Annotated in this window: 14 protein-coding genes; 11 read left to right on the top strand and 3 right to left on the bottom strand. The window is 64.6% G+C overall.

Annotation, left to right across the window (positions count from 1 at the left end; all coding sequences use genetic code 11):
- Positions 1-161: 161 nt before the first annotated feature.
- From clpP to N687_RS0104030, 7 genes are all read left to right on the top strand, one after another.
- Positions 162-752: an ATP-dependent Clp endopeptidase proteolytic subunit ClpP gene (clpP, locus tag N687_RS0104065; RefSeq protein WP_029420641.1), complete on the top strand. Its 591-nt coding sequence runs from the start codon at positions 162-164 to the stop codon at positions 750-752.
- The gene (locus N687_RS0104060) at positions 718-1,803 is read left to right on the top strand and encodes an SAM-dependent methyltransferase (RefSeq protein WP_029420640.1); all 1,086 of its coding nucleotides are present in this window, start codon (positions 718-720) and stop codon (positions 1,801-1,803) included. Before clpP ends, N687_RS0104060 begins: the two co-directional genes overlap by 35 nt.
- Positions 1,804-2,074: 271 nt before the next feature.
- Positions 2,075-3,124 carry a type I glyceraldehyde-3-phosphate dehydrogenase gene (gap, locus tag N687_RS0104050; RefSeq protein ID WP_029420639.1) on the top strand — a complete coding sequence of 350 codons (1,050 nt, stop codon included), beginning with the start codon at positions 2,075-2,077 and terminating at the stop codon, positions 3,122-3,124.
- A gap of 169 nt (positions 3,125-3,293) precedes the next feature.
- Positions 3,294-4,448, top strand: coding sequence for a cysteine desulfurase family protein (locus tag N687_RS0104045; RefSeq protein ID WP_029420638.1), 1,155 nt, complete (start codon positions 3,294-3,296; stop codon positions 4,446-4,448).
- A gap of 3 nt (positions 4,449-4,451) precedes the next feature.
- Positions 4,452-5,645: a tRNA uracil 4-sulfurtransferase ThiI gene (thiI, locus tag N687_RS0104040; protein WP_029420637.1), complete on the top strand. Its 1,194-nt coding sequence runs from the start codon at positions 4,452-4,454 to the stop codon at positions 5,643-5,645.
- 65 nt (positions 5,646-5,710) lie between these two features.
- Positions 5,711-5,959: a hypothetical protein gene (locus N687_RS0104035; protein WP_029420636.1), complete on the top strand. Its 249-nt coding sequence runs from the start codon at positions 5,711-5,713 to the stop codon at positions 5,957-5,959.
- A gap of 132 nt (positions 5,960-6,091) precedes the next feature.
- A complete protein-coding gene (locus N687_RS0104030) occupies positions 6,092-6,736 on the top strand; it encodes an RsfA family transcriptional regulator (protein ID WP_231493393.1) in 645 nt (214 codons plus the stop codon).
- A gap of 60 nt (positions 6,737-6,796) precedes the next feature.
- On the opposite strand, the gene N687_RS0104025 is transcribed toward N687_RS0104030, so the two are convergent.
- Positions 6,797-7,273, bottom strand: coding sequence for an N-acetyltransferase (locus tag N687_RS0104025; RefSeq protein WP_029420634.1), 477 nt, complete (start codon positions 7,271-7,273; stop codon positions 6,797-6,799).
- Positions 7,274-7,406: 133 nt separating this feature from the next.
- On the opposite strand from N687_RS0104025, the gene N687_RS0104020 reads away from it, so the two are divergent.
- Positions 7,407-8,699, top strand: coding sequence for a Ger(x)C family spore germination protein (locus N687_RS0104020; protein ID WP_051662927.1), 1,293 nt, complete (start codon positions 7,407-7,409; stop codon positions 8,697-8,699).
- On the opposite strand, the gene N687_RS22805 is transcribed toward N687_RS0104020, so the two are convergent.
- Entirely contained in the window at positions 8,666-9,190 is a 525-nt protein-coding gene (locus N687_RS22805) for a hypothetical protein (RefSeq protein WP_156040023.1), read from the bottom strand. The two genes, N687_RS0104020 and N687_RS22805, sit on opposite strands and share 34 nt — an antisense overlap.
- 203 nt (positions 9,191-9,393) lie before the next feature.
- Between N687_RS22805 and N687_RS20645 the strand changes: the two genes are divergently transcribed.
- Entirely contained in the window at positions 9,394-9,609 is a 216-nt protein-coding gene (locus N687_RS20645; protein ID WP_029420631.1) for a hypothetical protein, read from the top strand.
- Between the two features lie 73 nt (positions 9,610-9,682).
- Here the strand turns inward: N687_RS20645 and ymfI are convergent, their stop codons facing one another.
- Entirely contained in the window at positions 9,683-10,453 is a 771-nt protein-coding gene (gene ymfI / locus N687_RS0104005) for an elongation factor P 5-aminopentanone reductase (RefSeq protein ID WP_051662926.1), read from the bottom strand.
- A 222-nt stretch (positions 10,454-10,675) separates the two neighbouring features.
- On the opposite strand from ymfI, the gene N687_RS0104000 reads away from it, so the two are divergent.
- A complete protein-coding gene (locus N687_RS0104000) occupies positions 10,676-12,046 on the top strand; it encodes an acetyl-CoA carboxylase biotin carboxylase subunit (RefSeq protein ID WP_029420629.1) in 1,371 nt (456 codons plus the stop codon).
- Positions 12,047-12,053: 7 nt separating this feature from the next.
- Positions 12,054-12,269, top strand: a complete 216-nt coding sequence (locus tag N687_RS0103995; protein ID WP_029420628.1) for an acetyl-CoA carboxylase biotin carboxyl carrier protein subunit — start codon at positions 12,054-12,056, stop codon at positions 12,267-12,269.
- Positions 12,270-12,274 lie beyond the last annotated feature (5 nt).

Below are 12,274 nucleotides of genomic sequence, written 5' to 3'. Positions count from 1 at the left end.
CTCCTTCTGCAGGATCTGGGGCGTATTGTGCCCGTAGTGCCGGAGAAGTATGTTTGACCTTGACTAATCTTGACCAAATGGTCTGGGTTGCGGCATACTGGGGGTGGGCATTCTGTGGAACAAGGTCCCCGCGACGCGGGGCGAAAGAGGAGGTCAGAATCATGAGCCTGGTGCCAATTGTCGTGGAGCAGACCAGCCGAGGGGAGCGGGCGTACGACATCTATTCGCGGTTGCTGAAAGATCGTATCATCTTTCTCGGCAGCCCCATCGATTCGGATGTGGCCAATGCGGTCATCGCCCAGCTGCTGTTTTTGGCGGCTGAAGATCCCGACAAGGACATTCAGATGTACATCAACAGCCCTGGCGGCTCGGTGTCCGCAGGACTGGCCATCTACGATACGATGCAGCACATCAAGCCGGACGTGTCCACCATCTGCGTAGGGTTGGCGGCCAGTATGGGGGCGGTGCTGTTGGCGGCCGGTGCCAAGGGAAAGCGCTTTGCGCTGCCCAACTCCGAGGTGATGATCCACCAGCCGCTCGGGGGTGCACGCGGACAGGCCACCGACATCGCCATCCATGCGGAGCACATCATCAAAACCCGCCAGCGCTTGAACAAGATCCTCAGCGAGCGCACGGGGCAGCCGTTGGAGCGCGTGGAGCGCGACACCGACCGCGACTTCTTCATGTCGGCGGAACAGGCAAAGGAGTATGGTCTGATTGACCAGGTCATCACACCGACAGCCGGCGCCTGAGCCAGAGGTGTGGCGGGCCCTCAAAGCGGAGGGCCGCCTGTCTTTCGGGCGTTACATGGAACTGGCGTTATACGGAAAGGGCGGTTTTTACACCGAATCGGTGCGGATTGGCGGCGCGGGCGGAGACTTTTACACAGCCGCCCAAATTCCGCTGTTCGCAGCGATCCTCGCGCGGGCGGCTGCCGAGGCCTGGGAAGCGTTCGGGCGTCCAGCCGCGTGGCAAGTGGTCGAGTGGGGCGGCGGCCAGGGCGAGATGGCAGAGGCCATGGCCAGCGCCCTGGGATCGCGCCTCCCCGACGGGGTACATGTGCGCTACACGCTGGTGGACGTGTCGGAATCCCTGGTCCAGCGTCAGCGCCTTCGCCTCGAGGATGGGCAGCGGCGGGTGGTGTTCGACTGGGGGCAGCCAGCGGAGGAGTTGCCCACGTTCGCGTTCGCAAACGAGGTTCTGGACGCCTTGCCCGTGGAGCGGGTCCGTCGTGCGAATGGAAATAGGTGGGAACAGACGGATGTGGTTTGGGACGGGCACGGGCTGTCTCTGGATTGGCGCCCTGCCCATCCGGACGTGGCCGCTTTCGCGGAGGCACACCTGCCGATTCCCGTGGGGATCGAGGCCGAGGTGTGCCTTGCCCTCAGGCCATTTTTCGCACGCGTAGCACGGTTGGGGCGCCCCTTGCGGGCGCTGTTCTTCGACTACGGCATTCGCTCGGAGGAGTGGGCGTCGGGCCTCCGGCCACAGGGGACCGTGCGCGCGTACCGGGCTCATCAGGTGGTCGATCCGCTGACGGACCCAGGCCGGTGCGACATCACGGCCGACGTCCACTGGGAAGCCGCGATGGCGAGCGCGGAGGCAGCCGGCCTGCGTGTGGTGCGGTTGCAGAATCAGGGGAGCTTCCTGATGGCCGCCGGGGCTGTCGAGGTCCTGGAAGCGCAGATCACGGGTCCGACCACGGGGCGTCTAGAGGCGGCCCGTTGGACGGGGCAATTCAAGCAGCTCGTCCTCCCGGGCGGGATGGGCGAACGGTTTCAGGTGTTGGAGCTCGAGGCGTGACGGAAAAGTGAGGGGAAGCGCGGTGTTGAGGCGGCTGGCCATCGGGTGTCTGGTGGCGGGATTGGTGTTTTTGGCGCTCGGGGTATGGTACGTCTGTACCGGACGGTGAATCGTCCGGAGACCCTGCGGCGAATTGTGACATACTAATTTCAACAAAAACGGCCTTCGAGTATAGAACATATCCTCTTCTTTGTGTAATATAAGGGGGAAGTAAACTCAAAGTCGAGTGTCCTGACTCCAAGGGATTCACAAAGAAGGGGCGTTGCGCGGTATGACGATTCGGATGGCCATCAACGGCTTCGGCCGCATCGGCCGAATGGTGTACCGGCGGGCCGTGGAGACCGGCGGCATTGACGTGGTGGCGGTCAACGGTACGGCGGATGCGGAGACGTTGGCCCACCTGCTGAAATACGACTCGGTCCATGGGCGGTGGGACGTGCCCGTGGAGTTGACGGCGGATGGCTGGCGGGCGGGCGATGTGGAGACGCGTGTGTTCTCCACGCGGGATCCGTCCGTGCTGCCCTGGGGCGACCTCGGCGTGGACGTCGTGGTGGAGGCGACCGGGAAGTTCCGCACCCGCGAGACGGCCGGTGTGCATCTGGCGCAGGGGGCGCGCAAGGTGATCATCACGGCACCTGCCAAGACGGCGGCCGACGCGGACGTCACCGTGGTGATGGGGGTCAATCACGACGCCTACGACCCGGATCGGCACCATATCGTGTCGGGGGCCTCGTGCACGACCAACTGCCTTGGTCCTGTCGTGAAAGTCCTGCACGAGACGTTCGGGATCCGGCGCGGTCTGGTGACGACGGTTCACAGCTACACCAACGACCAGAAGAACCTGGACAATCCCCACAAGGACCTTCGCCGGGCGCGCGCTTGCGCGGAATCCATCATTCCCACCAGCACGGGGGCGGCCAAGGCCATCGGACTTGTCATGCCGGAGTTGCAGGGCAAGCTGAACGGCATCGCCCTGCGGGTGCCGACCCCGAACGTGTCCATCGTCGACTTGGTGGCGGAACTGGCCTGCCCCGTCACGGCGGACGAGGTCAACCAAGCGCTGGCGCGGGCGGCGGCGACGGAACTCGCCCCGTTCCTCGGTTACACGGAGGAGCCGTTGGTATCCGTGGACTTCAACGGCGACTCGCGCTCGGCCATCGTCGACGGGCAGTCGACCCTGGTCATGGAGGACACGGCGGTCAAGGTTCTGGCATGGTATGACAACGAGTGGGGCTACTCCTGCCGCATCGTCGATCTCGCCCGGCTCGTGGCAGCCGGTATGGCGGTGCCTCACCTCGACTCGGTTCTGACCCACCGCTGACGGACCAGAAGTCTTCGCCCCGCACCCGAACCCTCTCTCCGGCCGGCGGCGATCGGTATACCGGCCGGGCTGTACCACGCCGTCTGCGCAGCACCCTCGCGCAGACGGCGTTTTTTGTGTTCAGCGCCTCATCTGCTACTCTATACGTGGACGAAAGGGGGAGGCGTCGATGGAGGTATATCTGGACAACGCGGCGACGACCCCACTGCTGCCGGAGGTCGAGCGAATCATCCAGGAGATGTTTTCCGTATATGGCAACCCGTCCTCCCTGCATCGCAAGGGGCTGGAGGCCGAGCGGCGCATCGAGGCGGCGCGCAAACAGGTGCTGCGGGCGCTCGGCGTGCGGGACGGCCAGGTTGTGTTCACGGGTGGCGGTACGGAAGCCAACAACCTGGCCATCTTCGGTGCCACACGGCGGTACGGGGGGCGCGGCCGACATGTGGTGACGACGCAGGTGGAGCATCCCTCGGTGCTCGAGCCGTTCCGCGCCCTCGAGCGCGAGGGTTGGCGTGTGACGTACGTGGCACCGGATGCGGACGGCTGGGTTCCGGCCGAACGGGTGCTCGAGGCCGTCACGGACGACACGGTCTTGGTCAGCGTCATGCACGTGAACAACGAAACCGGCGCTGTGTTGCCGGTGGCGGAGATCGGCCAGGCTTTACGCCAAAGGCCGAAGACGATCTTCCACGTCGACGGGATTCAGGCGTTTGGCAAGATCCCCTCTGCGGCCAGCCTTGCGCAGGCGGACCTGTACAGCGTCTCCGGCCACAAGATTGGAGCGCCGAAGGGCATTGGCGCGCTGTACATCCGGCCGGGACTGGTGCTGGACCCCGTGTTGTTCGGAGGCGGACAGGAAGGGGGATTGCGCTCCGGGACGGAGAACACCCTCGGCATCGTCGCCCTCGGCGCGGCGGCCAGCCATGTGTCCGAGCGGGCGGCACAGCGGTACCAGCAGATGTCGGCGTGGGCCGAACAATTCTGCCAGGGATTGCGGACGATCCCGAGGTGCCGGGTACACCGGCCGCGGCAGGCTTCGCCCTACATTGTCAGTGCCTCCTTTCCGGGATTGCGCGGCGAAGTCCTCGTGCACGCCTTGGAAGCGGAGGGTGTGTACGTGTCGACCGGATCGGCCTGCTCCAGCCGCGGCGGGCACGCGAAAGCGTCGCACGTCCTAGAGGCGATGGGCCTCGACGCCGCGGAGGTGACCGGCGCCATCCGGTTCTCGTTCGGATGGCAGACGGACGAGGCCGCGATGAATCGGGCCATCGAGGTGATCCGGCGACAGGTGGCCTGGCTGTACGACACAGTGGGTACGGGGGTATGACCGTTGGTCCAGCACATTGTCGCCCGCTACGGCGAGATGAGTCTGAAGGGCAAGAACCGGTCCGAGTTCGAGCGCCTGCTCCTGCGGAACATTCGTGCGGCCCTGCGCCCTTGGCCGGGCGCCAAGGCCGAGCGCATCGCGGGGCGGGTGATGATCACCCTCGAGGATGAGCCGGTGGAACCCATTCTGGAGCGATTGCGGCGAGTCTTCGGCCTGACCTCCCTGAGCCCGGTGGAGGTCGTGAACCTGGATTTGGACGCGTTTCGATCCGCCGCCATTCGCGTCCTTCAATCGACCGAGACACCCACCGGACGCCCGCCCAAATTCAAAGTGGAAGTGAAGCGGACCAACAAACGCTTCCCTCTCAACTCCCCGCAGGTGGCGGACGAGGTGGGCGGGGCCTGCCTGCGGGCCCTGCCGCAGTGGCGCGTGGACGTGCATCACCCGGATGTGACGGTATATATCCATATCCGGGACGAGGAGGCCCATGTGTACGGACGTGTCGTCCCGGGGGTCGGGGGGATGCCCGCTCACTCCGCGGGAAAGGCCGGGCTGCTGTTGTCCGGCGGGATCGACAGCCCCGTGGCGGGGTGGCTCGGGATGAAGCGGGGCGTGACCCTGGAGGCGATTCACTTTCACAGCTTTCCCTTCACGAGCGAACGCGCGCTGGAAAAGGTGGAAACGCTGGCCCAGATCCTCGCCGGCTGGGGCGGTCCGGTGACGCTGCACACGGTACACTTCACGGACGTGCAGACCGCCATCCGCAAACATTGCCCCGCGCCGCTGTACATCACCATCATGCGGCGGATGATGCTGCGGATCGCCGACCGGATCGCCCAGGATCGGGGGCTTTTAGCCCTCATGACCGGGGAGAGCCTGGGCCAGGTGGCGAGCCAGACGCTGGAGAGCATGCGCACCATCAATGCAGTGACCAACCTGCCGGTGCTGCGTCCGCTCGTGGGCATGGACAAGGTGGAGATCATCCGCATGGCGCGCGAGATCGGCACGTACGAGACCTCCATCCTGCCGTACGAGGACTGCTGCACCATCTTCGTGCCGCCGAACCCGCGCACGAAGCCGAGAGTCGAGGAGGCGGAAGCGGCTGAGGAGCACCTTCCGGTGGAAGAGTTGGTCGAGGGTGCCGTAGCGCGGACGACGATGAAGACCTTTCATGCCGAGGACTCGATTGCCGATTGACGGGTGCGGTATACGTACAAGCTAATCCTGCGTGCGGACACATCCGCCGGCAAGGGGTGATGCTGATGGGTGGATTGCGCGCCGTGTACCGTACGGCCAAATGGCTGCTGATGCTGTACGGATTGTGGCAGGCAGTGCTGCGCAGCCGTTGGTTGACCTTGGCGATCGCACTCTGGCGTATGCTAGGGGGGAAACCGCGGCGGGACGCCGGCCGGGTGGCGGTGATCACCTTCGCGGACGCCGGTGAGCCGGCCGTCTACCGCCGGCTGGGCTGGCGGTCCATCCGGTCGCGGCGGATGTCCGGCGCTCGTTGACGATACCCGCTCTCTTCCGAGAGCGGGTTTTTTTGACGTTCCGTGTATATCCCCTCTCTTGATGGGGAATCACTAGAGTTAGTTTCTGTCATTTGAAACGTCAACGGGCGTAATGGCGGGAGGAACATCGACATGAAACAAACCGTACGGACCATGAGACAAGATGCCTGGACGTCTGAAGACGACGCCATTCTGGCGGAGGTCGTGCTGAAGCACATCCGCGAGGGCAGCACCCAGCTGGCGGGATTCAACGAGGCCAGCCGAAAGCTCGGCCGCACCGCGGCCGCCTGCGGGTTTCGCTGGAACGCGTGTGTGCGCAAACAGTACAGAGGTCAGATAGAACTGGCCAAGCAGGACCGGAAGGCACGCAAGTCCGCCAAAATTCAGGCCCAGTTGGAGGGCGGCGATTATGACCACCCGACGGCGACCTTGATGAGTTGGGCGCAAGTGCTGCGATTCTTACGCCAGGAGAAGAACACAGCGCAGCACTGGGCCTCCCGCTGGCGGGCGGCGCAACGGGAGTGCAACGAGTGGAAGGAGAAGTACGAGTCCCTGGAGCGCACGCATCGGGAGGTCCTCACCGAGTTGGAGCGGCTGCGCCGCGATCACCAAGTGGTTGTCCAAGATTACCGGGCGTTGGTGGAAATCTTTGAACGTGCGCGTAAGGCGGCGTTCCTCGATGGCGAGGTTGTCAGCGGCGGGTTCATGTACCGGATTGACGAGTACGGCAATCTGGAGAGAGTGGCCAGTGACTTGCCAGCCCAACAGGCGGAATGACGGCTCTGCCGATCGGCGGACAGATGAAGCGGGTTGTCCCTCTGGACGACCCGCTTCTTTTCACGGTGACGCCGGCTGGGGTTCCTCAGGGGGCAGCCAGAGGTAAGGATTTTGGCCGTGGTCTCGTTCCGGGTTGTATTTGACCGGATAAAATCCGAGTTTCGTGAAGAATTCATGGGCCCCGCAGCGGACGTTGGTCTTGATGGGCAATCCGAACGACTGTGCGTGTTGCACCAGCGCGCGTCCGTAGCCCTTCCCTTTGTACCCGGGCAAGACCTCCAATTTCCACAGTTCCAGGTGGTCTCGCGGGGGCGTGAAATACCGGTCGAAGCGGGCGCTGATGGGGTACAAGCTCATGCGCGCCACCAGCCGGCCGTCTTCGTACACCCCGTAGAACGGCGAGTCCGCATCGTTCTCAATCATGTTGGCCTGCAGGTCTTCGTACATCGAGAGCTCCTCGAGGCCGTATTCGCGAAACCTGCGGAACTCCTCCAAGGTCTTGAAGTTCACTTTCAACCGCTCGACGACGGGGTCCACCCTATCCCTCCTCTCGGCCGTTCCTTACCCGGCAGAGCATGCGATCCGCCATGCCCGTCTTCCCCCATGGTACCACAATTCCGACTTGTATGGCCGTGTGTATTCAGTGCCAATCTATGCGGGGTGAGGCAGCATGGGAAAACGGACAAGGCCTGCGCGCTGGTGCACCATCGCCGCCCTCGCGGCGGTGTGCGGGCTGACCAGCGGATGCTATGACCGTAAGGAATTGGAGCAGCAAGCGTTTGTCACCACCCTCGGCATCGACAAAGCGCCGGACGGGCTCATCGACTGCACGTTTCGCATCGCCCTGCCAGAGAACCCGGCGACGTCTTCCGGCGGCAAAGGGGGAGGCACGCCGTTAGCCGGGACGGGACCTGTCACCTTTCGAGGGCACAACATCGTGGAGGCGCTGACCATCGCCAACTCCAGTGTCGAGCGCACCATGTCCCTGACCCATCTGGGGCAGGTCATCTTCGGCGAGGATTTGGCCCGTGAGGGGTTGTCCGACGAACTCCAGGCGATGACGCGGTTTCGGGAGTTTCGACCGAGTTTGTATCTGGGTGTGGCCCATGGCCGCGCGCACGACATCATCGCGGCAGACAAGCCCGTGTTGGAGCATTCTCCGACGCGCATGCCGGACAGCATCGCGGACGTGGGTCAACGGACCGGCCTGTTTCCGATCGTGTCGTTGCACGATTTTGTGACCGCTTCATCGGAGCACCACATGGCTGCGATCATGCCAATCTTCTCCGTCAACCAGGCAGTCAAAGAAAACCCGCAGGGTGAGCAGGAGGAAGGGGGGCAACCGATGTCCTTCTCGCCGGGCCGAGTCGCTCGCAGCGGCGGGAACCCGGTGGAGTGGATGGGCGCGGCCCTGTTCAAGGAGGGCAAGCTGGTGGGCACCATCGACGGCCAACAGGCGATGCTCCTCGCCATCCTTCAGGGGCGAATCAAGCGTCCACAGATGACGCTTCCGGATCCCCTGACGAAAGGACAGTTTTTGACTTTGGCTCTGAAGGCGGAGCGGACCCCGGTCTATACCGTCACGCTCGGGGATCCGATGAAGATTCGCGTTCTGGTTCCGATTGAGGCGGACGTGGCGACGATGAAGGGGAGTGCCAACTACTCCCTGCCACAGACGCGCTTGCGCGTGGAACAGGCGCTCAACGAGGAGCTGGCGGGCCGGTTTACGAGTGTTCTGCAACTGCTGCTCAACCGGTATCAGTGCGATGTGGTCCCCGTGTCGTTGCATGCGCGGCACCTGTTCCCGACTCATCAGGCGTATATCTCGTACCCCTGGGAGGACCGGCTGAAGGATTCCGACGTGCAGGTGAACGTTCGTCTGCACCTGCGGCGCTTCGGGGTTCAGCTCGCGCCGGCTGGTGATGGAAATCAGAACCAATCCCAGTCTACGGGCAAGGTATAGGCGGAATCCTGGCGCGGACGCACAGGTGTCCCTGGGACGGTACCGGGTGGGCTCGTATTTGGGCTCGGCGCCACGGGAGAGGCTGGCTCCGGGGCCTGCCCGGGCTTGGTGTCGTTTGGCAGCCCGGGTTCGGGTGCGGCGTCGCCGGCCCCCTTGCCGAATACTTTCAGCAGGGCATCGATGTCGCCTGACTGCAGCGCTTGCACCAGGGTGGGCACGATGGCGGTGAGGACGGCCCCCATCCATGGACTTTCCAGCCACGACGGCAACTCCTTTGGAAGTGTGGCGCCCTTCGGCATCAGAGCGCGCAACTGCCGGGACATGGCCACCGCCGATCGAAGGAAGGACTCAGGTTCCAGTCCGAGGCGTCGTGCCTCCCGCTCCACGGCGCGCATCAGGGGAGGTGTCGACCAGCGCGTTCGGCGGCGCCTCCGGCGGGAGCGGGATGGAGCGCGGGTTGTTCGGAAATAGCCGTGCCGGGACGTGGTCACGTGCGCATCTCCTTCCGAGTAGGATTCACGGGTTGGAACGTAAGGCTGGGCCGACAGCGGGGCGCGTCCGCCGCCGACCCGGGAGGTGGGTGCGGTGCTCTCTCCGCATCAGATGAAGGCGGACATTGTCCGTGCTCGGGCGGACGTCCGTGGGTGTGATGATCGGGCCCCAGGGTGGGCATGATGGGTCTGAGGTGGTTCGAATGGACAAGCGGCAACAAGATCTTCGGCGCCAGTTCACCGAAGGGGAGGAGGCGTATCACGCCGCCTATCCGCCGGTGCGGGCGCCGATCCTCGGGGGATTGTTGGTCTCTATCGCCCGCAGTTGGAAGGGGATGCTGGTCGCCGGGGTGATTGCCCTCGCGGCGGCGGCGATGTTCTGGGGGGTATACGCCTACTGGTGGCACCCGATCGCCTGAGCGTGGGCCCTCCGAGCGCTGGAGGGCCCGTTGCGTTGCAATACTGCAGGGGAGATGCAGAGATTCGGCGGGTTCAGGTGACCAGTCCGCCGTTTGGGCTGATAACCTGGCCGGTCACGTACGACGCGGCAGGGGATGCCAAAAACAGGACGGCGTGGGCCACGTCCTCCGGGCGGCCAAGCCGGCCCACCGGCGTCTCGCAGGCGAGGGCCTGTCGATCTTCGGCCGACAAACGCTTAAGCATGTCGGTCTCAATGGCTCCGGGCGCCACCGCGTTCACGGTGATGCCGGAGGGGGCGACCTCTTTGGCCAGCGCTTTCGTAAAGGCGAGGATGCCGCCTTTGGTGGCGGAGTACGCCACTTCGTACGAACCTCCCGTGATGCCCCAGATGGACGAGATGTTGATGATCCGGCCGTAGCGCGCCCGCAGCATGTGAGGCAGAACGGCCTTCGTGCACAGGAAGGGCGCCGTCAAATTGCTTTTGATCAGCTGCTCCCATTCCTCGAGCGTGGTGTCGAGGAGCAGGCGCGCGCTGGCGATACCGGCATTGTTCACGAGGATGCGAGGGATTCCGAAACCGGTGGCGGCGGTCATCAGGGCCTCGACCTGCGCCGGGTCGGTGACGTCGGCCTGCACAGCGTACGACTTGCTGCCGGTCGCGCGGATCTCCTGGACCACCTGTTCCGCGGCCTCCCGCGAGCTCCGGTAGTTGACCACCACGTGGGCGCCAGCCCTGCCCAGTGCCAGAGCGATGGATCGCCCGATGCCCCGGGAGGCACCGGTGACGATGGCCAGTTGCCCGAACAAGGGCCGGGTGGTGGAATGAGCGATGAAATCGGACATCGGCGACACCTGCCTGTCAGCGTGCGCCCCGGCTGGCCGGCGGGAGGATCACCGGCGGATCCGCAAGCAGGGGCGTCCCGTGGGTACAGTGCATGATTGTAGCACAACCACCGCTGCCCACCAATGCACCCATGCACGTTCAGTGGTCTTTGAGTGCGGTTTTTGCAAAGCCTTTCGGTTCCTGATACGCTAAATGGGAGCGAAGGGAGAGGAGGCAGGCCGTTGGTTCAAAAGCTTCTGATTGCCAACCGCGGAGAGATCGCGCGGCGCATCCTGCGCACGTGCCGGAGGCTGGGCGTGGCGACGGTGGCGGTGTATTCGGACGCAGACTCGGACGCGCCCCACGTGCAGGAGGCCGACGAGGCGGTGCGGATCGGTCCGCCCCCGGTCGCCCAGAGTTATCTGCGCATTGAAGCGATTCTGGATGCCGCACGACAGACGGGCGCCGACGCCGTTCATCCGGGGTACGGTTTTCTCAGCGAGAACCCAGGATTCGCCCAGGCGTGCCGGGACGCTGGCCTCGTTTTCGTCGGACCGAGCCCGGAGGCGATCGCCGCCATGGGGAGCAAGGTGGAGGCGCGCCAGCGGCTGATGGCCTCGGGGGTGCCGGTGGTGCCGGGGACCGAAGCGGGCCTCGCAAGCCTGGAGGAAGCCCTGGAGGCAGCGGAACGCCTCGGCTATCCCGTGATGGTCAAGGCGTCGGCCGGCGGCGGCGGGATCGGGATGCAGGTGGTGGACGGACCAGAGGCGCTCACGCGGGCGTTTTCCGCCAATGCGCAGCGGGCCCAGGCGTACTTTGGGGATGGGACTCTGTTTCTCGAGAAGCGCATCCGGCCGGCACGGCACATTGAGATCCAGGTGCTGTTCGACGGTCACGGCCACGGTGTGTACCTGTGGGAGCGCGAGTGCTCCATCCAACGAAGGCACCAAAAGGTGATGGAAGAAGCTCCCTCGCCTTTTGTGGACGATCCGTTGCGCCAGCGGATGGGTGAGGCGGCGATGGCGGCGGCGTCGGCCATTGGCTACGTGAACGCGGGGACCGTCGAGTTTCTGGTGGACGCAGAGCGACGGTTCTATTTCCTCGAGATGAACACCCGCCTGCAGGTGGAGCATCCGGTGACGGAGATGATCACCGGACTGGACCTGGTGGAGTGGCAGCTGCGGGTGGCGTCGGGTGAACCGTTGCCGTTCCGGCAGGAGGACCTGCGGTGCGAAGGGCACGCCATCGAATGCCGGGTCTACGCCGAGGACCCAGTGCGCATGCTCCCGTCGCCGGGCACCATCACGAGGTTGGCACTGCCCGAGGGCGACGGGGTTCGGAATGACGTCGGTGTCGTCAGCGGATCGAAAGTGACGCCCTATTACGACGCGATGATCGGCAAGTTGATTGTGCACGGCCGGGACCGCGCCGAGGCGGTGCACCGGTTACGCCGAGCCCTGGATGCGTACGTGGTCGAGGGGATCCAGACGAACCTTCCGCTCCTTCGACGCATCGCTTCTTCGCAAGCGTTTTCAGAAGGGCAGACGACGACAGATTTCATCGCTTCCTTGCAGAATGAAGGATCAGCGCGCACAGACGGACAGAGAGGGTGACGCACAGATGGCGGAGGTCCGGGCGAGTATGGCTGGAACGGTGCTGCAGGTGTTGGTAAACGTGGGCGATTCGGTCTCGGCGGGCCAAGATGTGGTCGTGTTGGAGTCGATGAAAATGGAGGTACCCGTGGCCGCGGAGGCGGCGGGGACGGTCCGCCGCATCACCGTCCAGGAGGGCGCGTTCGTCGACGAGGGCGAACTGTTGCTGGAGTTGGAGCCCTGAGGCAG

The sequence above is a fragment of the Alicyclobacillus macrosporangiidus CPP55 genome (assembly GCF_000702485.1).
GTDB classification, from domain to species: domain Bacteria; phylum Bacillota; class Bacilli; order Alicyclobacillales; family Alicyclobacillaceae; genus Alicyclobacillus_H; species Alicyclobacillus_H macrosporangiidus_B.
Note: the sequence above shows the minus strand (reverse complement) of the source record. Positions and strands in the feature narration are given on the sequence as shown.

Coding starts and splice junctions, on each gene's coding strand:
- ymfI (WP_051662926.1), bottom strand. CDS start 10,453: ATGTCCGATTTCATCGCTCATTCCACCACCCGGCCCTTGTTCGGGCAA.
- N687_RS0103995 (WP_029420628.1), top strand. CDS start 12,054: ATGGCGGAGGTCCGGGCGAGTATGGCTGGAACGGTGCTGCAGGTGTTG.
- gap (WP_029420639.1), top strand. CDS start 2,075: ATGACGATTCGGATGGCCATCAACGGCTTCGGCCGCATCGGCCGAATG.
- N687_RS0104035 (WP_029420636.1), top strand. CDS start 5,711: ATGGGTGGATTGCGCGCCGTGTACCGTACGGCCAAATGGCTGCTGATG.
- N687_RS20645 (WP_029420631.1), top strand. CDS start 9,394: ATGGACAAGCGGCAACAAGATCTTCGGCGCCAGTTCACCGAAGGGGAG.
- clpP (WP_029420641.1), top strand. CDS start 162: ATGAGCCTGGTGCCAATTGTCGTGGAGCAGACCAGCCGAGGGGAGCGG.
- N687_RS0104030 (WP_231493393.1), top strand. CDS start 6,092: ATGAAACAAACCGTACGGACCATGAGACAAGATGCCTGGACGTCTGAA.
- N687_RS0104020 (WP_051662927.1), top strand. CDS start 7,407: ATGGGAAAACGGACAAGGCCTGCGCGCTGGTGCACCATCGCCGCCCTC.
- N687_RS0104045 (WP_029420638.1), top strand. CDS start 3,294: ATGGAGGTATATCTGGACAACGCGGCGACGACCCCACTGCTGCCGGAG.